Origin of the sequence: Enterococcus crotali (assembly GCF_000633635.1) — a bacterium.
In the GTDB taxonomy this organism is placed as follows: Bacteria; Bacillota; Bacilli; order Lactobacillales; family Enterococcaceae; genus Enterococcus_L; species Enterococcus_L crotali.
Map to the genome: position 1 here is coordinate 196,599 of NZ_AYPQ01000006.1, position 23,301 is coordinate 219,899.

At 36.2% G+C, this 23,301-nt stretch carries 21 protein-coding genes and 3 pseudogenes; 6 read left to right on the forward strand and 18 right to left on the reverse strand.

Features of this window, described 5'->3' with window-relative positions; genetic code table 11:
• Positions 1-3 precede the first annotated feature (3 nt).
• The 4 genes from V192_RS0114350 to V192_RS0114360 all read right to left on the reverse strand — a co-directional run bounded on the left by V192_RS0114350 (position 4) and on the right by V192_RS0114360 (position 3,352).
• Positions 4-153: a teichoic acid D-Ala incorporation-associated protein DltX gene (locus tag V192_RS0114350; RefSeq protein WP_025872889.1), complete on the reverse strand. Its 150-nt coding sequence runs from the start codon at positions 151-153 to the stop codon at positions 4-6.
• 358 nt (positions 154-511) lie between these two features.
• Positions 512-2,383, reverse strand: coding sequence for an ABC transporter permease (locus tag V192_RS20305; RefSeq protein ID WP_239644695.1), 1,872 nt, complete (start codon positions 2,381-2,383; stop codon positions 512-514).
• Entirely contained in the window at positions 2,353-2,595 is a 243-nt protein-coding gene (locus V192_RS22380; protein ID WP_239644696.1) for a hypothetical protein, read from the reverse strand. Before V192_RS22380 ends, V192_RS20305 begins: the two co-directional genes overlap by 31 nt.
• Positions 2,585-3,352: an ABC transporter ATP-binding protein gene (locus V192_RS0114360; protein ID WP_025872890.1), complete on the reverse strand. Its 768-nt coding sequence runs from the start codon at positions 3,350-3,352 to the stop codon at positions 2,585-2,587. The genes V192_RS22380 and V192_RS0114360 overlap by 11 nt, the downstream gene beginning before the upstream one ends.
• 308 nt (positions 3,353-3,660) lie before the next feature.
• On the opposite strand from V192_RS0114360, the gene nrdD reads away from it, so the two are divergent.
• From nrdD to V192_RS0114375, 3 genes are all read left to right on the forward strand, one after another.
• Positions 3,661-5,853 carry an anaerobic ribonucleoside-triphosphate reductase gene (nrdD, locus tag V192_RS0114365; protein WP_025872892.1) on the forward strand — a complete coding sequence of 731 codons (2,193 nt, stop codon included), beginning with the start codon at positions 3,661-3,663 and terminating at the stop codon, positions 5,851-5,853.
• Between the two features lie 107 nt (positions 5,854-5,960).
• Positions 5,961-6,563: an anaerobic ribonucleoside-triphosphate reductase activating protein gene (nrdG, locus tag V192_RS0114370; RefSeq protein ID WP_025872894.1), complete on the forward strand. Its 603-nt coding sequence runs from the start codon at positions 5,961-5,963 to the stop codon at positions 6,561-6,563.
• A 195-nt stretch (positions 6,564-6,758) separates the two neighbouring features.
• Positions 6,759-7,547 carry an SDR family oxidoreductase gene (locus V192_RS0114375; protein WP_025872896.1) on the forward strand — a complete coding sequence of 263 codons (789 nt, stop codon included), beginning with the start codon at positions 6,759-6,761 and terminating at the stop codon, positions 7,545-7,547.
• A gap of 138 nt (positions 7,548-7,685) precedes the next feature.
• Here the strand turns inward: V192_RS0114375 and V192_RS22870 are convergent.
• The 3 genes and pseudogenes from V192_RS22870 to V192_RS0114390 form a co-directional block, all read right to left on the reverse strand.
• Positions 7,686-9,097: pseudogene (locus V192_RS22870) on the reverse strand (cryptochrome/photolyase family protein).
• 75 nt (positions 9,098-9,172) lie between these two features.
• The gene (dinB, locus tag V192_RS0114385; RefSeq protein WP_025872898.1) at positions 9,173-10,330 is read right to left on the reverse strand and encodes a DNA polymerase IV; all 1,158 of its coding nucleotides are present in this window, start codon (positions 10,328-10,330) and stop codon (positions 9,173-9,175) included.
• Positions 10,331-10,374: 44 nt separating this feature from the next.
• Entirely contained in the window at positions 10,375-11,352 is a 978-nt protein-coding gene (locus tag V192_RS0114390) for an HD domain-containing protein (RefSeq protein WP_025872900.1), read from the reverse strand.
• A gap of 172 nt (positions 11,353-11,524) precedes the next feature.
• Between V192_RS0114390 and V192_RS0114395 the strand changes: the two genes are divergently transcribed.
• The gene (locus V192_RS0114395) at positions 11,525-12,103 is read left to right on the forward strand and encodes a hypothetical protein (protein WP_025872902.1); all 579 of its coding nucleotides are present in this window, start codon (positions 11,525-11,527) and stop codon (positions 12,101-12,103) included.
• Between the two features lie 71 nt (positions 12,104-12,174).
• Here V192_RS0114395 and V192_RS0114400 read toward each other — a convergent pair whose 3' ends face one another.
• The 9 genes and pseudogenes from V192_RS0114400 to V192_RS0114440 all read right to left on the reverse strand — a co-directional run bounded on the left by V192_RS0114400 (position 12,175) and on the right by V192_RS0114440 (position 20,001).
• Entirely contained in the window at positions 12,175-12,516 is a 342-nt protein-coding gene (locus V192_RS0114400) for a P-II family nitrogen regulator (protein ID WP_025872905.1), read from the reverse strand.
• 11 nt (positions 12,517-12,527) lie between these two features.
• Positions 12,528-13,745 carry an ammonium transporter gene (locus tag V192_RS0114405; RefSeq protein ID WP_025872907.1) on the reverse strand — a complete coding sequence of 406 codons (1,218 nt, stop codon included), beginning with the start codon at positions 13,743-13,745 and terminating at the stop codon, positions 12,528-12,530.
• A gap of 258 nt (positions 13,746-14,003) precedes the next feature.
• Positions 14,004-14,870 (reverse strand): 16S rRNA (cytidine(1402)-2'-O)-methyltransferase, encoded by an 867-nt coding sequence (gene rsmI / locus V192_RS0114410; protein ID WP_025872909.1) that lies wholly within the window; start codon positions 14,868-14,870, stop codon positions 14,004-14,006.
• Positions 14,871-14,955: 85 nt separating this feature from the next.
• Positions 14,956-15,302 (reverse strand): annotated as a pseudogene (locus V192_RS20315) (DNA replication initiation control protein YabA).
• Positions 15,295-16,134, reverse strand: coding sequence for a PSP1 domain-containing protein (locus V192_RS0114420; protein WP_025872912.1), 840 nt, complete (start codon positions 16,132-16,134; stop codon positions 15,295-15,297). Before V192_RS0114420 ends, V192_RS20315 begins: the two are co-directional and overlap by 8 nt.
• A gap of 14 nt (positions 16,135-16,148) precedes the next feature.
• Entirely contained in the window at positions 16,149-17,099 is a 951-nt protein-coding gene (gene holB / locus V192_RS0114425; RefSeq protein ID WP_025872914.1) for a DNA polymerase III subunit delta', read from the reverse strand.
• Between the two features lies 1 nt (position 17,100).
• On the reverse strand, positions 17,101-17,430 hold the full coding sequence (locus tag V192_RS0114430; protein WP_010760520.1) for a cyclic-di-AMP receptor: 330 nt from the start codon (positions 17,428-17,430) through the stop codon (positions 17,101-17,103).
• Positions 17,431-17,444: 14 nt separating this feature from the next.
• Positions 17,445-18,089, reverse strand: a complete 645-nt coding sequence (gene tmk / locus V192_RS0114435) for a dTMP kinase (protein WP_025872921.1) — start codon at positions 18,087-18,089, stop codon at positions 17,445-17,447.
• 169 nt (positions 18,090-18,258) lie between these two features.
• Positions 18,259-20,001: an MSCRAMM family protein gene (locus tag V192_RS0114440; protein WP_025872923.1), complete on the reverse strand. Its 1,743-nt coding sequence runs from the start codon at positions 19,999-20,001 to the stop codon at positions 18,259-18,261.
• A gap of 260 nt (positions 20,002-20,261) precedes the next feature.
• On the opposite strand from V192_RS0114440, the gene V192_RS0114445 reads away from it, so the two are divergent.
• Complete coding sequence (locus tag V192_RS0114445) at positions 20,262-20,927, forward strand: O-methyltransferase (protein ID WP_025872925.1); 666 nt, start codon at positions 20,262-20,264, stop codon at positions 20,925-20,927.
• Positions 20,928-21,217: 290 nt separating this feature from the next.
• On the opposite strand, the pseudogene recR reads toward V192_RS0114445, so the two are convergent.
• Positions 21,218-21,813 (reverse strand): annotated as a pseudogene (recR, locus tag V192_RS20320) (recombination mediator RecR).
• Positions 21,814-22,110: 297 nt separating this feature from the next.
• Here recR and V192_RS22635 point away from each other — a divergent pair.
• The gene (locus tag V192_RS22635) at positions 22,111-22,239 is read left to right on the forward strand and encodes a hypothetical protein (RefSeq protein ID WP_275574545.1); all 129 of its coding nucleotides are present in this window, start codon (positions 22,111-22,113) and stop codon (positions 22,237-22,239) included.
• A gap of 137 nt (positions 22,240-22,376) precedes the next feature.
• Here the strand turns inward: V192_RS22635 and V192_RS0114460 are convergent, their stop codons facing one another.
• Complete coding sequence (locus V192_RS0114460) at positions 22,377-23,297, reverse strand: ribokinase (protein WP_025872927.1); 921 nt, start codon at positions 23,295-23,297, stop codon at positions 22,377-22,379.
• Positions 23,298-23,301: the final 4 nt, after the last annotated feature.

Here is a 23,301-nt window from a genome sequence, read left to right on the forward strand (position 1 = left end):
TCCCTAAAATTCATTATAAATAAATGTACCACCATCAATGTTTTTATAATGGTATAAATAAATCAACATTAAAAGAATACCAAAATAAAAAACGGTCTTTCCAATGAATTTCCCCCAGTATTGTACATTTGGTTGAGTAAAAAAAGCTTTCATTTTATCTAATGCCTCCAAAATTTTCATATAATCATATTTTTTGGTACTGCTATTGTAATCAATACTATCAAGAAAAGAAACTAAATTCGCAAATAAAGCCGTCTTTCTCACTAACAGTTTTGTCACCTTCAAATAAAAAAGACTGGAACAAAACGAAAAAGATTTTGTTCCACCCTCTTTTCAATAAAAGAAAATACAAAAAATTACTTTTTTAATCGCTTTGCTGTTCAAACATTCTAAGCGTCAGACTAATGTTTTAGCTCTTGTAAAACGTCCAACGCTTCTACTAAAGATACAGTTTTAACCATAATAAAAAATGCTGCTCTCTCGAAAAATCTCTTTAAAGAAACTTAAGCTATTAACGGTCATGTCCATGGATGATGCGAGAATAGATCGCTGATGTTAGAAAATAATAGGCTAGATAGATCAGAATCAGCATTCCACAAGATAAATAGGCTAGCCAATAGCCAGAACTTGAGATTAGTCTGCTAAAGACATAGATCGCAAATGTTGCATGTAAAACCCCAATAATCATTGGTGGGAAAAAGATGATGCTATTTTGCTGATAAATAAGCTGGGTGATTTTCTTTTTAGGAACCCCAATTTTTTTTAATAAATCATAGTTTTCTTTTTCTCTTTCAGCTTCTGAAAATTGCTGCAACATTAAAATACTTCCTGTAATAATCAAAGCTAAGACTCCTAAAAACATAGCTACATAAATGAATAGCCCCATGACTCTTCTTTCATATCTTAAGTCTGAAAAGCGACTTGCATAGTTTAATTGCCAAGCTTCCTGTTCATCTTCTTCAGAAAATTCTGTTGACTGCTCTTTTTTTGGTTGTAGACTGGTTCTAGATGTATAACCTTCTAAATGATCGTCAACCCACTTATATTTAGTATAAACTGGTGTAATCCAGTTAGGTTTCACTTCTTCTGACAATTTATTTGCCAAAGCATCCTCATCTTTAGCATTAACATTAAAAGCGGTCAGTGTATAGATGATACCTGAATTTATCTCATTAAACTGTTGATCAGACACAACAAGCGTAGGAAAACTATAGCGCAATAAATCTTGTCCAAGATAATCCTGGCGTATTTCAGAAACATGAAGTTTTACGTCTTCTGTTAAAACAAACTCAGAACCATAACGAATGAACCCACCTAAAATATTTTTAATACTGTCTAAAATGACAACATCCTGATCATTATTTAATCTAATATTTTTCAAATAAGGATTTATTTTTTGATATTCCTGATAATTTGAAAGAGATAATAAGTTTATCGGACTTATCGTATTTTGCTTATCATCCTGTCCAATTTTAAGATGAAATCGGCTACCCGTCAACTTATAATTTAATTTGACAGGTGAATCGATTTTTGTATCCGGTTCCTGCTCGATTCTTTGCGTCAACTTTTCATAATCATCTTCAGCCACAATAAAATCCGTCGGTGTCGTAATATTTACCGAATTCATCCCAATCGTATAAAAGGACGCAGCTCCACCGATCATGCCCAAGGCAATCGCAATAAAAATAGTCACAGATGACAGCGTGGTACTACTTCTTTTAATATGACGTATGGTATTGCCCGATGCTAACATGTTCAAATTTCGATAATAGTTGTATTTATTTTTTCCAAATAAATAGACAACTAAATACATAGTATATTTAAAAAACAAGTATGTGCCTAACATACATATGAACATTATTACTACCGGCAAAAGTAAAAAACTAGCATAGCCCATTCCAGTTTTCACTAAAGATGTCCCAAAATGGATAATGTTATACGATAAAAAATAGCCCGTACCGATCAATCCAACACCAAGAACGCCTAAAAATATCTTTAAAACAGATATTTTATTTGGATCACCTGCTCTTTTTTTATTAACGCCAAGCATATTTGACACTTGGTAGCGGTAGATCAACCAAATACTTCGAAGTGACACGGCCAAAAGCATAAAAACAAAGGTAACACTCGTTTGAATCATCGAAGGAAATGAAATAGAAAACAAACTTTCTACTTGTAAAAACATTGCTTTCGCCAAAATCATCGAGAATAATTTTGAAAAAATAATCCCCAAAATGATTCCAGTAACTAAAGAGATTGCGCCTAAGATCAATGTCTCTACAAAAAATAAAAAAGCTATTTGTTCTTTCCGCATTCCAATTAAATGATACAAACCAATTTCTTTACCACGTTTTAATAAGAAGAAATGATTTGCGGCAAACATAAAGCTACTATCATGATAATGATCAAAATACCGCCTAAATTCATTGCCCCGTCGATATGAATCTCTTGGCCAACTCGTTTTGTTATATTTCTATTATATGTAATCGCACTAAAACAATAATAAACAACAACAGCAAATGTCATACTAACAAAATAAACCAAGTAATTGAGAAATTGCCCTTTAAAATTTTTCCAAGATAAATTAAAAATCATTCGCACGACCACCTCCGCCAATCGTTGCCTGCATATCGATCACCCGATTGAAAAACTCTTTTCTAGATCCTTGACGAACAACTTCTGAAAAAATCACCCCATCTTTTATAAACAAAATTCGATTACAATAACTAGCTGTATAAGGGTCATGAGTGACCATCATAATCGTAGCATCGTCTTGTAAATTCATATTTGTCATGTACTGCAGTAATTCTGCAGCTGCTTTTGAGTCTAGCGATCCTGTCGGCTCATCTGCAAAAATAATTTTAGGCATCGTAATCAGCGCACGTGCCGCAGCTACTCGTTGTTTTTGTCCTACAGAAATAGCAGTAGGATATTCAGTCAATAGCTGATCGATTCCTAAAGTATCTGTAACATGAGTCAAGCGTTGTTCCATTTCAGTCAAAGACATTCGATCTAAAGCTAATGGCAGTAGAATATTATCTTTGACATTCAAGGTATCCATCAAATTAAAATTCTGAAAAATAAACCCTAACTTTTTACGGCGAAAATCACTGATTTGATTATCACGCATTTTCAATATATCTTGTCCGTCGATTCGAACAGTGCCAGTTGTTGGCAATGAAATCGTTGAGATGGTATTCAGTAAAGTAGACTTTCCTGCTCCACTAGGGCCCATGATCCCAACAAATTCACCCTGCTCAACTGAAAAAGAAATATTGTTTAAAACCTGAACTTTATTATTTCGATAACCATATGATTTACTTAAATGATTCACTTCTAAAATTTTTGTCATAGTTTTCGCTCCACTTTATTCATTGTCCTTATTCTACCAATATATTATGAAACTGAACATCGTTTCCTCTTACAATTAAGTAATAATAAAAAAAAATTTATTAATCCCTTATTTTTTTAACAAGAATGTTGTGACAGTTTCCACAAACCTTTTAGGGAGTTGTTTTCACTATTTTTTCATTTCTCATAAACACTACATGTAGTTGTTCAAACAGAATAAAAATTAAATTTCACACTATATATAGTTGAAAGATTTACTGAATTGTTTTATGATTAGGAAGGAATAAATCAATGAGGAGATGGGTAGTAATGATGGAGATTAAACACGCAAATAATGAAGCAGGTTCTGTCACTTCGGCTTTGCATACTATGAAAATCGTTAAAAGAGATGGACGCTTGGTTGATTTTGATGATCGAAAAATTTATGATGCTTTGATCAAAGCTGAACAAAAAATTCGTGGTTCTTTAGACCCACTTGCCCATGAGCGTATTCAAGAAATCGTTGAAAGGATCGATCAAGAAATATCAGATCGATTCGCCGAGAATGTAAAAATTTATGAGATTCAAAATATCGTCGAACACATTTTATTGGCAAAAAATGAATACGAGTTAGCAGAAGAATATATCAACTATCGCACTCGTCGTGATTTTGAGCGTAGTAAAGCTACTGATATCAATTTTACGATCAGCAAATTAATCAATAAAGACCAATCTGTCGTCAATGAAAATGCGAATAAAGACAGTGATGTTTTCAACACCCAAAGAGATTTGACAGCGGGAATCGTTGGTAAATCGATCGGTCTTAAATTGTTGCCTCCTCATGTTGCAAATGCACATCAAAAAGGTGATATCCATTATCATGACTTAGACTATCATCCATATACACCTATGACTAACTGCTGCCTGATTGATTTTAAGGGAATGTTGAATAATGGATTCAAAATCGGTAATGCGGAAGTTGAAGCACCAAAATCAATTCAAACGGCAACTGCTCAAATTTCACAAATCATAGCTAATGTAGCCTCAAGTCAATACGGCGGCTGTTCAGCAGATCGTGTAGATGAGTTATTAGCTCCGTTTTCTGAATTAAATTATCAAAAGCATTTAAATGATGCCAGAGAATGGATCGAAGGAACAGATCGCCAAGAAGCATATGCTAAAAGCAAAACGAAAAAAGATATTTATGATGCGATGCAAAGCTTAGAATATGAAATCAATACCTTATTCACATCAAACGGCCAAACCCCTTTCACTTCTCTAGGATTTGGCTTAGGACTAAATTGGTTCGAACGTGAAATTCAAAAAGCCATCTTACAAATTCGTATCAACGGTTTAGGTAGCGAGCACAGAACAGCTATCTTTCCTAAATTGATTTTCACTTTGAAACGCGGTGTAAATTTAAATGAGACTGATCCCAATTACGATGTCAAACAATTGGCATTAGAGTGTGCAACTAAACGAATGTATCCTGATGTTTTAAATTATGATAAATTAGTTGATTTAACTGGCAGCTTCAAAGTACCAATGGGATGTCGTTCTTTCTTACAGGGATGGAAAGATGAACACGGAGAAGAAATCAATGTAGGTCGAATGAATTTGGGTGTTGTGACTTTAAATCTTCCTAGAATCGCTATGGAAGCTCATGGTAATATGGATAAATTCTGGGCACTATTGGCTGAGCGCCTTGATACAATGAAAGATGCTTTAGTTTATCGAGTTGAACGCTGTAAAGAAGCAACACCAGCGAATGCACCAATTCTCTATATGTATGGCGCTTTTGGGAAACGTTTGTCTAGAAAAGAATCAGTCAACGAACTATTCAAAAATAAACGTGCGACTGTTTCTCTAGGATATATCGGTTTATATGAAGTAGCTTCTGCCTTTTATGGCGGTGATTGGGAAACTAATCCTGAGGCCAAAGACTTCACCCTTGAGATTTTAAAAGATTTAAAAGCACATGCTGACGATTGGGGCAATGAATATGGTTACCACTTTAGCGTCTATTCAACCCCAAGTGAAAGTTTAACAGATCGTTTCTGTCGTTTGGATACTGAAAAGTTTGGCGTGGTCGAAAATATCACCGACAAAGAATATTATACAAACAGCTTCCACTACGATGTCCGTAAAAATCCAACGCCATTTGAAAAATTAGATTTTGAAAAAGACTATCCTCAATATTGCTCAGGCGGTTTTATCCATTACTGTGAGTACCCAGTCTTACAACAAAATCCCAAAGCTTTAGAATCCGTTTGGGACTATGCATATGATCGGATTGGTTATTTAGGAACAAACACACCGATCGATCATTGTTACGAATGTGGTTTTGAAGGAGATTTCAACCCAACACAACGTGGCTTTGAATGCCCGCAATGCGGCAATCACGATCCGAAATCATGTGATGTAGTAAAACGAACATGCGGCTATTTAGGGAATCCTCAAGCCAGACCAATGGTTCACGGACGCCATAAAGAAATCTCATCACGAGTGAAACATATGAAATAAAAAGTAAAACAAACGGATTAGATACAACCAGAATCAATCAATTCCCAAAACACGATGTCTCCTGCAGCTTTTTGCAGGCATCGTGTTTATTTGAAAGGATGACTAAAATGAGAAATCCTAAACCACAAGAATGGTTAGCAGAAGAACTTAGTCAAAATTATATTGGTGACTACAAAGCCTTTAACTTTGTAGATGGGGAAGGCGTACGAAATAGTCTATATGTCAGCGGTTGTTTATTTGCCTGTGAAGGCTGCTTTAATCAAGCTGTCCAAAATTTCCGCTACGGTAAACCCTTTACAAAAGAATTGGAAGATAAAATCATTGAAGATTTATCACACGATTATGTCCAGGGCTTGACCTTATTAGGTGGAGAACCCTTTTTGAATACAGCTGTTTGTTTGACCGTTGTCGATCGAGTTCATAAAGAATTTGGAACTAAAAAAGATATTTGGTCCTGGTCCGGCTATACATTTGAAGAATTATTGCTAGAATCCGAGGACAAACTTGAACTATTGAACAAAATCGATATCTTAGTTGATGGTCGGTTTGAATTATCAAAGAGAAACTTGAACCTCCAATTCAGAGGCAGCAGCAATCAGCGGATTCTTGATGTCAAGAAATCTCTAGATTGTGGACAAGCTGTCATTTGGGATAAATGTCATGATGCTGAACAAGCATACGAACAAATAAAAAAAGGAAATATGATTTAATTTTTATTATCATAAAAAATCATATGTTACACTGACTGATGCAGCCACAGAGAACCTCTTGCGGCTGCACCAGTCAGTTTTTCTTTATAGTCATTATCAAATCATTCGCTCATCTTTTATGAGTATATTACAATAGAAAATAGAAGGCATCATCACTAAATATAATCACCCAAGAACTTAGGAGGATAAACGATTATGAATACAAATCAACGATTAAATGCTAAAAAAGCCATCATCACCGGAGCCGCTTCTGGTATAGGTTATGCGACAGCCAAACTGTTTATCCAAGAAGGATATAGTGTCGGTTTGATTGACGCCGACAAAAGTCGATTAGAGATTATTTCTAAAGAATTCAAGCAGGAAGGATATGATTGCTACTACAGAAATGTGGATGTAACAGATGAACGCCATTTAAAAAAGGCCATCGATGAATTAACCGACAGTCTTCAAGGGTTAGATATCTTTTTCAGCAATGCTGGAATCAATGGCACGTGGGCACCGATCGAGTCCTTAACAATTGAGGAATGGGATACTACAATAAATACGAATCTACGCAGTACGTTTTTATGTACAAAATTTGCAGTTCCTCATATGAAAGAGCACGGCGGTTCAATCATTATAACAAGCTCTATTAATGGTACTAGAATTTTTAATAATTTTGGAGCCTCTGCCTACAGTGCTTCAAAAGCTGGACAGGTAGCTTTTACAAAAATGGCCGCCTTAGAACTTGCTCGATATAATATCCGTGTCAATGCCATCTGTCCTGGAGCTATCGATACAGCAATCAATGAAAAAACAACTTATTCAGATGAATTAAAAGAAGTCGAAATCAAGGTAGAATTTCCAGAAGGTGAGCGACCGTTGAAAAATGAAACAGGAACCAGTGACCAAGTTGCACAATCCGTTTTATTTTTAGCGACGGATGCATCTGCGAATATTTCTGGAACAGAACTTTATGTGGATGGCGCAGAATCATTACTTTAAACGATGTTATCAAAAAATGGCAGTATCCTTGTAAGATACAGATAAACGGTTGAGTCAGAAATAGCCTCTAAACATTTCAAGGCGTTAGGGGCTTTCTGCTCCAACCTCATTGTTTTTCCAATTGATTTTTCGTTTTGCTTAAGAAGAACTTTCCTTGAAAAAAGCTAAGATCTCTGAACGGATTTTTTGATGATTGACGATAGGATCAGGATAAGCTTTTCCGCTAGACACAACAATGTCTTTTTGAAGGTCCGCTGGCATTTTACTTGGCTCATGAATATATTCAGTTGGTACATCTTTTAATTCAAGAATAAATTGACGAATAAACTCTCCCTGTGGATCAAATTTTTCACCTTGTACTGTAGGGTTAAATATCCGAAAATAAGGAACCGCATCTGTTCCTGTTGAAGCCGCCCATTGCCAACCACCAATGTTACTTGCTGCATCATAATCGATTAATTTTTGTTGAAAATAGTCTTCTCCCTTCCGCCAATCGATCATTAAATCTTTGATCAAAAAAGAAGCGACAATCATACGTACCCGATTATGCATCCAGCCAGTTTGATTAAGTTGTCTCATTCCAGCATCGACAATTGGAAAACCTGTTTGACCTTGCTTCCAACGCTCAAATGCTTCTTGGTTGGAGCCCCATTGCAACTGTCTATATTGCTCCTTTATTTCTTGCGTTTTTTGGTTAGGGTTTTCAAAATAGATCATATTATAAAAATCCCGCCAACATAATTCAGAAATAAACGTCTGACGACTATCAGAATCTGGTTCCGCGTTTAGAGCATACCAAACTTTTCGAACCGATATCTCCCCTGTTCTTAAATATCTCGATAACTTACTTGTTTGATCTAAAAAAGGATAGTCTCGTCCTTTTTGATAATCATGTAAGTGATTTTTAATAAACTCTTTCAAAATATTTTCTGCAGCAGCTTCCCCACACTCAAAATCAAATGGTAAATTTATCTTTTCAATGATCTGTTTAAACTCATTTTGACCTTTGTTAAATAAGGGATGCTGAGCTTGCCAAATGATCTATTTATCTTTATGGTTCTTTCATAAAAAGGTTTTGGTAGCGTTCGCCATTTTCTAAAGTAAGGGGTAAATACTTTGTAACTTTCGCCTGTCGGCTTTTTGATTTCCTCGACGCCATGTAAATGACTATCTTGGTATGAATGTACCTGAATTTCATTATTCTGAAAAAAGGTCACCATTTTTTGATCTCGTTGTCTGCCAAAGCCACGTTCATCTTTATTAAAATAAATCGCATGCCACTCTGGATATACCTGTTTTAGTTCAGTAAAACTTCTTCGACATCTCCATATAGGAAATGAATGGAGATACCATTCAGCATGCTCAAAAAAAGTCTTTAAGCTATAAAAAAAAGCATCATGATTGTAACTTTCTTTTAAAAATTGTGCCGGGTTTAGTTGAAAAAGACAAATAAGCTCGTCTGTCTCTTTACTCTCTTCTATCATCTTATTAAAAGCAGTATTATCATCTAAACGAAGGTCTTTGCGAAACCACATAAATGTTTTGCTCATTATTTTTTCCTTTCCTGCTTATGATTATATAGATAGTAGCATAGTTAGCCAGTGATCACTAAAATTTAAAACTAGTTATTTGATCTGATCATCCAGTTTTTCATATTCATCCGTCTTTTGTTTTTCCCATAAAGGCAAGACTATATTTTCATACGCCATCGGATCAAGATTCGTCAAGGTTATCCCTAATAAACGAATACCTTGTTCCAGTCCCAGAATTTCTTCCCAGATCAAGTTTGCCTGATAATATAATTCTTCTTTTTTAGAAATATATTCTGGCAGAGTCCGACGTTTTGTTATTGTTGTATAATCTGTATAACGAACTTTCAATACAACTGTTTTTCCGTGTTTTTGGACTCGATCTAGTGAATCTTCCACACGTTCTGCTAACTGCCTTAATTGAGCAGTTACTTGTGCTTCAGTTGTTAGTGGTGTGCCATATGTATGTTCTTTCCCTACTGATTTGCGGTCTCTTGTTATATTTACAGGTGAATCGTGGATACCACGAACTTTGCGATACAAAGAGTAACCCATCTTACCAAAGTTACGAATCAACTCCATCTCATCTTGCTTATACAAATCTTCACCAGTATAGATCCCCAAATCGTGCATTTTGGGAACTGTTTTTTTCCCAACCCCATGAAATGCTTCGATTGGTAAAGCCTTCAAAAATGTCTCAGCATCATCTGGCATCACAACAGTCAGACCTTTTGGTTTTTGAAAATCAGAAGCTAGTTTTGCTAAAAATTTATTGTAACTCACCCCTGCCGAACAAGTTAAATGCAATTCATTCCATATATCGTATTGAATTAATTTGGCGATTTTGATTGCTGACTTACTATTGATTTTATTTATAGTGACATCTAAATACGCTTCATCGATTGAAACGGGTTCGATAATATCTGTGTAGCGACGAAAAATTTCTCTGATCTGCTGTGAGATTTCCGAATATTTTTCATAATTACCTGGTTTAAAAATAGCATCTGGACATAATTCATAGGCCTTTTGAGCACTCATAGCGGAATGGATCCCAAATTTGCGTGCTTCATAATTTGCAGTAGTTACCACGCCTTTGCCGCCAGTATCACTAGGATGGCGCGCGATTACTAGAGGATGGCCGACTAATTCAGGATGATCGCGTTCTTCGACAGAAGCAAAAAAAGCATCCATATCGATATGAATAATCTTGCGAGATGTATCCTTCTTTAAGGGAAAACGAAGTTCACTGATCATAATTGCCATCCTCCTTTATAATAATCATAGTGTGCTGTCCACTTCTAATCGAATATAAGATAAATTCCCTTTTGACTCGCATCAAGTAATTTTTCAAGCTTTACTTGAGCGATAGCTGAAATAGACGATACCGAAACAATCCCTTCAGGCACTTTTACTAAAGGGTCAACAACTCTTGTTTTCTTCTTCTGGTAAATATCATAATGATCCTCACTTGAACAAACACTACACTTTGGAGGATGAGCTATTTTATCCAATAGTTGTTTGATTTCAACAGAAACACTTGATTTTAATTTTTTGAGAAACGCTGAATCTGTCATCATTAAATCAGCCAAAGTAATTTCTTGCTCTTCCAGTCCTAGCCGGATGGCATTTGCCATCCACTCATAGCTGCAAATATTTCGCGGATCGTAAAAAAAGTCGATCACTACTTTTCGATATTGATCCATAAACCACATTGCCCACTCAACTGAATCTACAACGATTTGATCTTCAATGATTTTGATTGACTTCAAAAATTGCTGTATTTCTTGTATTGGAACAGAAAAATAACGATGAACTTCTCGTAATGTATAATCGATTCGATCACAACATAATAATGGTGCTTCTTGTTCTAATAATAGCCATTGTTCATCATCAAATAGTATCTGCCTGTAATCAAGATCGTACTGCTTTAATATAGCTGGGATCGTAGAGTGCTCGATCAATTGTGTTTTGATTTGCTCATGATAATCATCCTTTTTATTCGCTAGAGCCAAATCGACCACATGTGAAAAAGCCGTGTGCGACACATCATGTAGTAAGCCTGCAATCTGTTCTTCTACAGTTCCTCCAAATTTTCTGATCAACAACATAACGCCCACAGAATGTTCGTATCTCGTTTCGTTCCAAGCTGGATTGATCAAAACGGCAGGTCCTGCCATATGAACATCTTTTAAACGCTGTATTTCCTGTGATGAGATCAATGCCGCTAGAACCTCTTCTACTTCAAATGAACCATACAAAATATCTTCAACAATCATTTTACTCTCCCTTAAAATTCCATTTACTTTTACAAACATTATATACGAACGTTTGTTCATTTACAACTAAATTCATTTTATTGTAATTTATGTTATTTTTTTGATATTGATAAAAAAAATTTAATGTACTATTATTAGAAGTGTTCAAAATTATTGTTAGGGAGAGAATGTTTTGAAAAAAATACTATTAGTAACTCTTGGGGCCCTTTGCTTTTTATCATTAAGCGCTTGTTCAGACAAGAAAAATGAAACACAAGCAAGTACTACCACTACCACAACAGAGGAAAAAGTAACGACTGAAAACTGGCTTCTTGTCGGTGGATATCGTTCGGACACATTCACTGAAACTGATGCTATGAAAGATTTAGCTGCCTCTGCTACTTATACAGCACCACTTAAAGACTCTAGCGAATTACTTTTAATGAATAGTGATGATACATTTTCAATGCATGCTTTCAGCAGCATTGAGAAAAATATTGATGTTAGCGGTCACTATACTGAAAAAAATGGTATTTATACGTTAACGTATGACAAATATAAATACATTTCTTCTCTTGATCCAGAAACCGTCGTTGATAAAAGTGATACTATGAAGAATAGTTTTAAGTACTTTATTGAACAAGACTATCTATATGCTTTTGGCTCTTCAAATGAAAATCCAGCATATACTGTCATTCAAAAGTATACAAAAATATCTGAAGACAAAGCAGCAGAACGCATTAAAGAAATCGATGATTCATCTTTTAAATAAATTATTTTTATAAAAATAAAGAAGTAACTCAGCATTTTCAAAAACTTGCTGAGTTACTTCTTGTTATCTCTTTAAATCGCTTTTGTGCCTCTCTCACCTGTTCTAATGCGGATCGCCTCTTCTACATTATAAACAAATATCTTGCCGTCTCCCACTTCTCCTGTCTGACAAATTAGCAAAATCAAAGAGATGATTTCTTCGACTTCTTCATCCAAAACAACAAAACTGACTTTGACTTTTGGTAATAAGGTGGTAATGATTTCCTGTCCTCGCACATATTCTTTTAGCCCCTTTTGATTCCCAAAGCCTAGCACTTGGCTCACCGTCATTCCTAGTGCTTCAAAACTATCAGTCATTTTCTCTTTCAGTTCTTCTAATTTTTCTTGCTGAATGATTGCTTCTACTTTTTTCATTTATTTCCCTCCTAAGAATCTAATCCCATAAATGTTGGATAAGCTGTTTCATCATGCTCAATACGATCTAATCCCAATGCTTCTTCTTTTGCTGAAACTCGAATCGGCATAAATAATTGAATTCCTTTAATAATAAGAAAACTAGCAACTCCTGCAAATACAATCGTAAAAACAATACTGGCCACTTGGGCTACAAATAACTCGATTCCGCCATAAAGCAAACCTGTTTTTCCTCCTATAGCAGGATCTGCAAAAATCCCTGTCATGATTCCACCAAAGATTCCGCCAACACCATGACAGCCAAATGCATCTAGTGCGTCATCGTAACCAAATTTATGTTTAACAAATGAAATAAAATAATAACAAACTGGACTAACCAGCGCGCCTAATACAAATGAACTCCACAACGAAACAAAGCCTGCACCTGGCGTGATTGCAACGAGACCTACTACAGCACCTGTACAAGCGCCAACAATTGTCGGTTTCCCAATTGCCAATTTTTCAATTAGCATCCAGGAAAGCATCCCACTTGCCGCGGCTGTATTCGTCGTAAGCATTGCATGGATCGCTAGTCCATCTGCTGCCAGAGCCGAGCCAGCATTAAAACCAAACCAGCCAAACCAAAGTAAGCCCGCACCTAGCACAACAAAGGGAATATTATGGGGACGGTATTCTGTTTGTTGATATTCTCTACGTTGCCCTAAAACCAAAGCTAATACAAGACCTGAAATGCCAGAGCTAATATGCACCACATTTCCTCCTGCAAAATCGATTGAACCGATTTTGTCTAAAAAACCGCCGCCCCAAACCATATGGGCCATTGGATAATAAACAACGATCGACCAAATACCGATAAATAAAAAGATGGCAGAAAAACGCATCCTCCCAACTACAGCCCCTGTAATAATTGCTGTTGTGATCAAAGCAAACATCATTTGAAATCCAGCAAACAGGCCTTCTGGAATCGTATCTCCTTTCGTCATGGACACTCGATTAAAAAATAATTTATCTAAGTTCCCCACAAATAAATGGTCACCACTGAATGACATGGAATAGCCTAGGACAACCCAAAGTACTGAAGCTAAGCCCATCACACAAATTACCATCATCATCGTATTAAGGATATTTTTTCTACGCTCCAACCCTCCATAAAAAAATGCTAATGCGGGTGTCATCAAAAAAACCATTGCTGAACATACAATAATAAACGCGATATTTCCAGTTTCCATACAAACCCCTCCAATATCCAAATTAAGCCAACCTTCATTTTAGCTTTGTCGGTTATTTTAGCATCAAACTGGGATTTATCCTAACAGAAATCACTTATTTAGTGAAAATAATTTCATTTTTCTGACAATTCACGTTACAAGAAATAACATCTATACCAATAGAACGGTTTCATTATATTCTATAGCTTCTATCGAGTACACCAATTACTACAAAAAATAAACTGACTTTTGAAATCAGTTTATTTTTTACTATTCAATTCAATCTACATGAAACTCTCTATAGACTTCTTGTTTCTTCAATCCGCGTAGCTTTGCAACTTCTTTAATTGCTTCTTTAGATGAACTTCCTGAATTCATCAGTACATCGATATGTGCCTTGATTGAAAGCTCCAGATCCGCATTTTCAGCTACCTGTGATCCATCGGCGCCTTCAACCAAAAGACAGCACTCACCTTTTAACGAGTGTTCTGCTAAATAATCTGTCAATTCAGCCAAAGTACCTCGAAGATATTCTTCATGGAGTTTCGTTAATTCACGACAAATCACGGCTTTCCGCTCTTTTCCAAATACTTCTGAAAAATGCTTTATCGTTGTAGCAATTCGATGAGGTGATTCGTAAAAAATTTGCGTTGGTACTGCTGTTTTCAACTTCTCTAAAACATCAATTTGTTCTTTTTTCTTTCTAGGTAAAAAACCATAAAAAGTAAATGGCTGCGGCGATAATCCTGAAGCAATCAATGCCGTGATCCCAGCTGTGGGTCCAGGTAAAGCAATCACTTTAATCCCAGCTTCGATACAGGCTTCAACCAATTCATGCCCTGGATCACTGATCGAAGGCATCCCAGCATCACTAACTTGAGCAATCAGTTCGCCAGCTTCTAAACGTTCAATAAATTGTGGTATCCGTTCTTTATAATTATGCTCATGAAAACTGATTTGAGGAGTCGCTATCTCAAAATGATTCAACAATTTTTGAGTATTACGAGTATCTTCACTAGCAATAATTGTTGCTTCTTTTAAGATATTGATACAGCGAAAGCTCATATCTTCCAAGTTTCCTATTGGAGTCGGCACTAAATATAGCTGCCCGATGCCGGATGAATCAAAACTTTTTTGTTTTTGCATAGAGAAACTCCTTTTTGATTTTTTGAAAAAAGAAAGTTGGGACATAAGCAGTTAGCCTAAAAGCAGCCCCTTTTGTCCCAACTTTTTATTTATATCGTTCACCATAAATTACATCTAGACAAAAAGCACATTCTTCATCATTTTCCCGGCGCGAGCATATAAAATGTTGCAGACATGAAACCCTTCTTCATAGAGCTTTTCCAAATTCATTCGAGATTTAGATAGCTCCTGCTTAGCTGGATCACTAGAGTCATTGGCTAATTTAGTCAATTCCTGCAAATGTTCCCGTAAACGCTGATTTTCGATTTCTAGAGTTGTGTTTTTCTCAACTAATTCATGAAGTGCTTCTTTAATCTCTGATAATTGTCCTAAAGTTCCTTGTAAATCAGTCTCTAAAGAACTCAGACCATCGTATAAAGAGCGTTTATCCATTGTGATCACCTTTTTCGGCTTGAGCTTTTTCTGTTGCTTCTTTGATTTCTTCATAATCGTATTCTACAGCTATTTCACGTCCAACCAAACGAACTTTGATGATCCGGCTCAATAAATTCAAACCAACTACACGTCCTTTTCCATCTGGTGTAATGACATCTTTACCATAGTCAGGTAATTCTTTTTTCGCTGCTTCGTATTCATCATTTTCATATTTTAGACAACACATCAAGCGTCCACACAACCCAGAAATTTTTACAGGGTTCAGTGATAGCCCTTGATCTTTTGCCATTTTGATCGATACTGGCATAAAATCACCTAAAAAAGTTGAACAGCATAATTGTCTGCCGCACGGACCGATCCCACCTAAAATCTTCGCTTCATCTCTAACACCGATCTGGCGCAATTCGATCCTTGTACGGAAAATCGCCGCTAAATCTTTGACTAGCTCACGAAAGTCGATTCGTCCATCTGCTGTAAAATAAAAAACCATCTTGCTGCGGTCAAATGTATATTCAACACGAATCAATTTCATTTCTAATTCATGTGCTCGAATTTTTTCTTTGGCTACACTCAAAGCCGCTTCAGCATCATCCACGTTCTTTTGTTCTTTTTCTAAATCAGTTTCTGATGCTTTATTTAAAATGGGTTTTAACTCCTCAGGTAAGTCTTCTGGATCAATAGATTTCTTCGGTATCGCAACTGTGGCTAGCTGTTTAGACTGCTGTGACTCCACAAGTACTTTCTCATTGTAAAAATACTCTGATTTTCCAGGAGCAAAATAATAGATATGACCTGCTTCACGGAAGCGAACTCCTACTACTTCTACCATTTCCATCCTCCTATTTATGTTTTAGGGTGGATCATTCGTATCACTAATTGCTCGCAAACACTCTGCCAACTGACATTAGCTTCCCATTTTTGCCGCGCTTTTAAAATCAGTTCAACTCGTTGTGCCTGTTGTTCTATCACACGTTTGAGTTGTTCTTGCGCTACACTTTCAGTGAGCTGCTTGCGGTAATAAGCAAGTAATAAATCAAAACTCAACCCTTGTTGGTCTTTTTCCTTAAAGACTTTGACCATCTTTTTTTGAACATAGACAAAAGCCTGTAAATCATCTTTTATCATATAATCAAACCATTGTTGAGTAATTTCCCTAGCTTCATTAAACCATTCATCTTGAGAGATTTCAACTGCTTTGTCAAAACTATTTGTCAACTCTGCCAAAAGGCTGGCTGTATTTTTATTGATTCCTGCTTCTACTAAAGCATGGACTAATTTAGACTTAACTAAAGGTTGAAAATGAAGAACCTGACAACGAGATTGGATCGTAGGCAACATTTTTGTTAAAGAGGTCGTTTCTAAAATAGCTAAAACTTTTCCCTCTGGCTCTTCTAAAAATTTCAACAAGCTATTCGCTGCACCAACACTCATTTTGTCTGCTTGCTCGATCAAGAAGACTTTTTGAGCGGTTTCCACTCCACTTTTGCTAAATTCTGCTTTCAATGCTCTGATTTGATCGACTTTGATCGTTTGTCCATCAGGTGCGATCCGTAAAACATCAGGGTGTTCATTTTCATTGATCCGCAAACAATTATTGCACTGATTACAAGGATTATTATCTGTTAAATTTGTACAGAAAACGGATTTTGCCATCCATAAACCAAATTCTTTTTTACCAGTTCCTGTATCGCCTTCAAAAAGATAAGCATGGGCAAGACGACCATGCTCGAAACTTTTTTGAAGCTGCTGGTAAAGCAGCGGTTGTTGTTCACTTAAAACGGATGCTTCATTCATCTTAATATTGATGGAATCCTTCTACTGGCAAGACAAAAACTGTCGCGCCGCCAACTTCGACCTCTACAGGATAAGGCACTTGTCCATCCATTGTAATATCTAATGTTACAGGAGTTGACACATATTGCTTGCGAGATTGGCATGTTTTTTTGATCAATTCTAATGCTTCTTCCACACGATCATCATCAATCCCAACGATAAATGTACTGTTTCCAGCTTTTAAAAAGCCGCCCGTTGATGAAAGCTTTGTCGCACGAATATTGGCATCAATAAATTCATTGGCTAAACGGTTACTATCTTTATCTTGGACAATCGCTAAAATAATTTTCATATTCGGTCACCTTCCTAGTTTCTAAAATATTCTGGATAACGGTTTACAATTGCTTGAAATGTTGCTTCTACAACATTTTCCAAACTCATTCTGGCATCGATTTTCGTGATTCTTTCAGGATTTTCTTCTACTAGTTTTAAATACTCATGACGAACTCGTTGATGAAACTCAAGTCCTTCTGAATCCAATCGGTCGATTTGCTGCTGACGATGGTTTTTAATACGATTTAATCCTGTATCTGAGTCAACATCTAAATAAATCGTGAAATCAGGTACAGTCCCTTCGATCGCAAATTCATTGATTGTCGCAATCGCTTCAACACCAATACGTCTGCCCGCTCCTTGATAGGCTAACGAACTATCTACAAAACGGTCACATAAAACAATTTTACCTTCTTCTAGAGCAGGTAAAACTTTCTCCATTAAATGCTGACGTCTAGCCGCGGCATAAAGCAGAGCCTCCGTCCGCTCATCCATCTCTTGATTTCTTGGATCTAAAATAATTTGACGAATCTTCTCAGCAATGGGAATGCCGCCAGGTTCTCTTGTTTTGATAATACTTCTTTCCGCCGCCAGATCCAACCTTGGATATAACTCATTTAAAACACTCGTCTTTCCTGCGCCGTCTGGTCCTTCGATCGTTATAAAAATACCTTGCACTTTACTAATCCCCTTACTTACTTTGATTCCTTCTATCTATTATACTTTATCTATCACAATCAGTCTAATTGAATTCCTTATTATTAAAAATTTCCTGTTGAACAAATAAAACTGAGATGAAAAGCCTCACAGACCTTACCCCAGTTTTATTTAGTCGCTTATAAAAAATTTAAACTCTTCTATTTTTAGCAAACAGGATAATCGCTCCGCTCCCTAAGCAAATGGTTCCAAATAGGACAAAGTAGTTCTTAGTACTTTCTCCAGCTTTAGGTAGTATTTTATCTTTCGCTTGGTTGCTAGTATTTTTCTTTGTTTGGTTTTCAGTACTACTCTCTTGTGAAGGTTCTGGTGTTTCTTCTTTTTGATTTTCAACAATCACTTCTAATGGTTCAATTTGAGATGACGTGATCACAAAAGGAATCGGCTCTTCATTTAGTCTATAGCCCTTTAATGCTTTGGTTTCTAAAAATTGATAGGTTCCAGGTGCTAATCCTTCGACGAGTAGCTGCCCATCTTCATCTGTTGTAAGTCCGGTCTGTAATGTGTTTCCTTTTTCATCTTGCAGTTCAAAGACTACACCTGCTAAGGTTTTCTTCGTTGACTGATCGATTTTAATTAGTCGTACGGCTCCGAATGTTGGCTCAGCTTGATTTATTACTTGCCTGAATGCAATCTTATTTTGAAAATCTTTTGAAGCTATTTTTATAGGCGTCCCATCTAAAATAAATCCAATTGGCGCTTTTGTTTCAATCAGTGTGTAGTCTTCTTGCAATAAATTACTTATTTCGCCTATCCCTTGCTCATTTGTGATGATTTTTCCAATAAGTTCATTCGTAGAATCTTTGAAGACATCAAATTCTGCTCCCGCCAAAACAGCTCCATCCTCTGAAGTCTTCATTAATTGAATAGAGAATATTTCTCCGCTTCCTGAACCATTTCCATCAGAGTATTGCGTCTTGGATTCTTTTGAATCAATAGTTATTTGTTCACTTTCTAACGTTGCGATATTAGAAAACTCCTCTTGATCTTGAGGTTGATGATCGATCGTTGTGTCATAAGAAATAAGGTAGCCAATTCCTTTGGGCATATCGCCAAAATCTACTGTAAATCCATTGGGAAGATAGGTGATCGTTACTTGGCTGGTGATATCGATTTTATTGATCGGATTATCAAAAATCCCTTGATCACCGTCTGGAAATACTGCTGAGGTCACTTTGATCGAATCTGGAACTAACGTGTAGTTGTCTGTTTGAAACGTGTCTTTAACGACCGCATTGGGCAATTCTTGACCACTAGCATTTACACGAATTTCCCAAAAAAGTGTACGAGAATCAGATGAAAACCAAGACCATTTATTGATTACTTCATTTGGATCATCTGTGGCTTCTTCGACCTCAACTTCTGTGGAAACCTCTGTCGTTTTGTTGATTGGAAACACTAGTTTAATCGTGCCGTATTCCTCGATCACTTGTTTATCAAAACGACTGAAAAACTGCAATGTACCTTTTACATTAGAATGGGTTTCTACAAAATCAGTATACGTAAGCAAAACTGTTTTGGCTCCCTTATCAGCAACTGCTGTAGCAACAACAGCCCCACTTTCATCCAGCACATCAAAAGACAAACTATTGACCAAATCTAACTCAGCAGGCAACTCGATTAATGTTGTATCGCCTTTTTGAGCACTTCCATTTGGTATACTCCAATCCATATGAACTTGAATGATATCCCACGATTTAAACGAGTCCTGCTCTTCTCCATGTTCGTTGGTGATTTTTACATTTTGGATCGTGTTATTGATTTCTTTTGCTTCCGTTCTTATTTCAAAAAGCACTGTAGAACTGATTAAAATCCCGATAAACATAACACTTAAAACAAACACCTTAATAGACCTATGATATTTCTCTTGCATTGTTCCCCACCCTTATTATAAATTAATTTTTGTTCTCTCTATACCAAAAGATAAAAATAAAAAATATAAACCATATTATTTCTATTTATTTCAATTATACAATATCTATTCTATTTTCATGTATTTATTTTTCAGAAAAACCAGACTATCAAAACACATTGAACCAAAAAATATAATCAATTAAAGTAAATAATATTTCTTCTCAACACAAAAAGTGTATAATTATTTTAGGTATAACAATAAAAACTAGGAGTGATTTTTTGGAAAACTTATTTGCAGCTGTTGATGACTATTTTATTGAAAAACTAGTAGAAAATGACCCTATTTTTGATCAAATTCTGGCTAATAATCAAAAGCACCAATTACCTCCACACGATGTATCCCCCTCTCAAGGAAAATTTTTATATCTTCTCGCAAAAATCAAAGGCGCTAAACGAATTTTAGAAATTGGTACACTTGGCGGATACAGCACGCTTTGGTTTGCTAAGGCAATTGAAAATGATGGACAAGTAATCTCTCTTGAATATGATAAAAAACATGCGGAAGTTGCATCAGAAAACTTAACTATTGCTGGCGTCTCTGATAAAACAACGATTTTAGTTGGTCCAGCTTCTGACAGCTTAGAAAAAATGGTACATACTCAAACTCCTGCTTTCGATTTAATTTTTATCGATGCAGATAAAGAAAACAACTCTGTTTACTTGGACTATGCATTGAAACTTGCTCGTCCTGGTACCATTATTATTGGCGATAATGTCGTACGTGATGGTGCTGTTATTGATTCGACTAGCTCTGATGGAAGGGTTATCGGAGTCCGTTCTTTTGTGGATGATCTATCCACTTCTCACTCATTAACTTCGACCGCAATTGAAACCGTTGGTGTAAAAGGCTACGACGGCTTTACCATCAGTATTGTTGAGAAATAAAGAATAGCGTGAAATCGTGACAACAGCATCTAGCTCCGAAAATTTCAGCTTGACTCTGATCTTGCAACTCTGAATACTAATGTGCTTAGAATTATAGGTGATCAAAACGGTATCACTGTTTTTTTAATAGTTTATGCCTAAAATAAAAAGGGTGTGGACAAAAGTAAAAATCACTTTTTTCCACACCCTAAATACGAATAGACGGCGAGAGCAGAAGTACCCCTTCTTATTTCTCGGGGTTAAATACTTCAGTCCCACGCGCCTTCGCTTTTCTTATAATTTTTCTATTTTTACAATTCACGGCGTCCTTCTACAGCTTTGAGTAAAGTCACTTCATCCGCGTATTCAATATCACTTCCAACAGACAATCCATGAGCTAACCTTGTAACAACAATACCAGCAGGTTGATCAAACGAGATAAATACATCGCTGTCGCTTCCCCTTCTGTCGTGGCATTCGTTGCAATAATCACTTCCTTGACTTCGTCATCATGCAGACGCTGGATCAAAGAGGCAATATTGATATCTTCTGGCCCTGTCCCTTCCATAGGCGATAATACCCCATGAAGTACATGATACAGACCATGATATTCCCGCATCTTCTCCATTGCCATAACATCTTTCGGTTCTTCTACAACTAAGATAATACTACGATCTCTTGTCGTATCTTGACAAATCTCACAAGGGTCCTCTTCTGTAATATTGCCGCAAATACTGCAAAAATGCAGATCACGTTTCACACTAATCAAAGATTTTGCAAAAGCATTTACATCTTCTTCTTTCATATCAAGTGTATAAAAAGCCAAGCGTACAGCTGTTTTTTGGCCAATACCTGGTAATTTCATATAACTTTCTACTAATTTTGCAATTGGTTCAGGATAATGCATTACTTTCAAATCCTTTCAAACACAGACCATTCGTGTCTGGTTTCAAACTATGTATCTATTATAAGACTAAAGTCAATTATACCATTTTTTGTGAGTGATTTTATACCATTTAGCTTTTTAATTTTCTGCAAATTAATCAACTTTATTTTTAGCACAACTAAAGTCGACAAAGTCAACCAAAAATGATTTAATTACTCTATTGAAAAATATAAAAATATTGTGAGAAAGGTTATATTATCAAAAAGTAAGGTGCTCTAAAGAAGAGCTCCTATAACTTATTTCTTAGTGAGTCTGGCGATGCGCAAAGCTATTGCGACTACTGAACGCTCTTTAGAAGAGCAAGATGGAACAGAACATTTCATTGCATTGATCGAACATTTAAAACAGGTTTCAAGCGATTTAGACAAAAAAAATCATCCTGAATAAACACATTTGGGGATATCAAACAGAATAACTTCTGCTTCATATCCCCAATATCTCTACAATTATTTATACATTCTTTAGCTTCTTGTAAAATGATTACATCAGCTAAAACAAATGAATGACTTCCTTCACGATTTTAATTAAGTAGCATTCTTGTCTAACATCGTAGCTTCCAATTGCTTCAAAGTCGGCATGCCACCTTGTGCACCGTCCTTCTCAATAGAAAGTGATGCTCCCACACTGGCGAACTCCACGGCTTTTCTTAGCGGGTACCCCTTAGCCAAATAAGTAACAAAAATCCCATTGAAAGTGTCTCCAGCTCCTGTTGTATCTTTTACATTGACCGAAATAGTTGGTAACGTGACAACTTGGTTATTTTCAACAAATGAAACGCCATCTTTTCCTCGTGTTACAATGATTTTAGCAGTTAATTGCTTGCTCAATTCTAATAGGTCTGCTTCAAAATCAATCGATTCGTGAAATCTCGCCATAAGTTCTTGAAATTCTGTCTCATTAGGCGTTAGATAGTCCACATCAGATAATAATTCAACTACTTCATTGGTGTATGGTGCTGGATTAAGAATCGTTAGAACACCGTTAGCTTGGGCTATTTTAAAAGCCTCTTTTAACGCCCCCACTGGAATTTCCATCTGCCCAAGTAAAACTTTAGCCTGTGAGATCACTGCTTCTTTTTTAGTTACAAAGGCAACATCAGTAAAACTGTTTGCTCCAGCAATCACAATAATGCTATTGTCCTCTGGGGTTTTCGTAATGGTTGCAATCCCTGTTGCTTCTCCTGCTTCGACACTGACATGCTCCAAACATAACTTTTCAGTTGCTAATTGATCGATGATTTGTTTGCCAAAAACGTCTGCGCCTACTTTCCCTAATAAGCATGTCGAAATGTCCATTCTTGAAGCGGCTACCGCTTGATTCGCACCTTTTCCACCAAGATGATACGCTAAGCGCTTGCCCATGATGGTTTCGCCAACCTTAGGAAATCTACTACTAGTTACAACAATATCCATATTTAAACTACCTAGCACAACGACATCATTCATTTTG

What these genes read in the sequence shown, in the direction of transcription:
- V192_RS0114430 (WP_010760520.1), bottom strand. Translation starts at nt 17,430, where the DNA reads ATGAAAATTATTTTAGCGATTGTCCAAGATAAAGATAGTAACCGTTTA.
- V192_RS22380 (WP_239644696.1), bottom strand. Translation starts at nt 2,595, where the DNA reads ATGATTTTTAATTTATCTTGGAAAAATTTTAAAGGGCAATTTCTCAAT.
- nrdG (WP_025872894.1), top strand. Translation starts at nt 5,961, where the DNA reads ATGAGAAATCCTAAACCACAAGAATGGTTAGCAGAAGAACTTAGTCAA.
- V192_RS0114360 (WP_025872890.1), bottom strand. Translation starts at nt 3,352, where the DNA reads ATGACAAAAATTTTAGAAGTGAATCATTTAAGTAAATCATATGGTTAT.
- V192_RS0114375 (WP_025872896.1), top strand. Translation starts at nt 6,759, where the DNA reads ATGAATACAAATCAACGATTAAATGCTAAAAAAGCCATCATCACCGGA.
- V192_RS0114400 (WP_025872905.1), bottom strand. Translation starts at nt 12,516, where the DNA reads ATGAAAAAAGTAGAAGCAATCATTCAGCAAGAAAAATTAGAAGAACTG.
- V192_RS0114390 (WP_025872900.1), bottom strand. Translation starts at nt 11,352, where the DNA reads ATGATTGTTGAAGATATTTTGTATGGTTCATTTGAAGTAGAAGAGGTT.
- V192_RS0114405 (WP_025872907.1), bottom strand. Translation starts at nt 13,745, where the DNA reads ATGGAAACTGGAAATATCGCGTTTATTATTGTATGTTCAGCAATGGTT.
- rsmI (WP_025872909.1), bottom strand. Translation starts at nt 14,870, where the DNA reads ATGCAAAAACAAAAAAGTTTTGATTCATCCGGCATCGGGCAGCTATAT.
- holB (WP_025872914.1), bottom strand. Translation starts at nt 17,099, where the DNA reads ATGAATGAAGCATCCGTTTTAAGTGAACAACAACCGCTGCTTTACCAG.
- nrdD (WP_025872892.1), top strand. Translation starts at nt 3,661, where the DNA reads ATGATGGAGATTAAACACGCAAATAATGAAGCAGGTTCTGTCACTTCG.
- V192_RS0114420 (WP_025872912.1), bottom strand. Translation starts at nt 16,134, where the DNA reads ATGGTAGAAGTAGTAGGAGTTCGCTTCCGTGAAGCAGGTCATATCTAT.
- V192_RS22635 (WP_275574545.1), top strand. Translation starts at nt 22,111, where the DNA reads ATGCGCAAAGCTATTGCGACTACTGAACGCTCTTTAGAAGAGCAAGAT.
- V192_RS0114350 (WP_025872889.1), bottom strand. Translation starts at nt 153, where the DNA reads ATGAAAGCTTTTTTTACTCAACCAAATGTACAATACTGGGGGAAATTC.
- dinB (WP_025872898.1), bottom strand. Translation starts at nt 10,330, where the DNA reads ATGATCAGTGAACTTCGTTTTCCCTTAAAGAAGGATACATCTCGCAAG.
- V192_RS0114460 (WP_025872927.1), bottom strand. Translation starts at nt 23,297, where the DNA reads ATGAATGATGTCGTTGTGCTAGGTAGTTTAAATATGGATATTGTTGTA.
- V192_RS20305 (WP_239644695.1), bottom strand. Translation starts at nt 2,383, where the DNA reads ATGTTTGCCGCAAATCATTTCTTCTTATTAAAACGTGGTAAAGAAATT.
- V192_RS0114440 (WP_025872923.1), bottom strand. Translation starts at nt 20,001, where the DNA reads ATGCAAGAGAAATATCATAGGTCTATTAAGGTGTTTGTTTTAAGTGTT.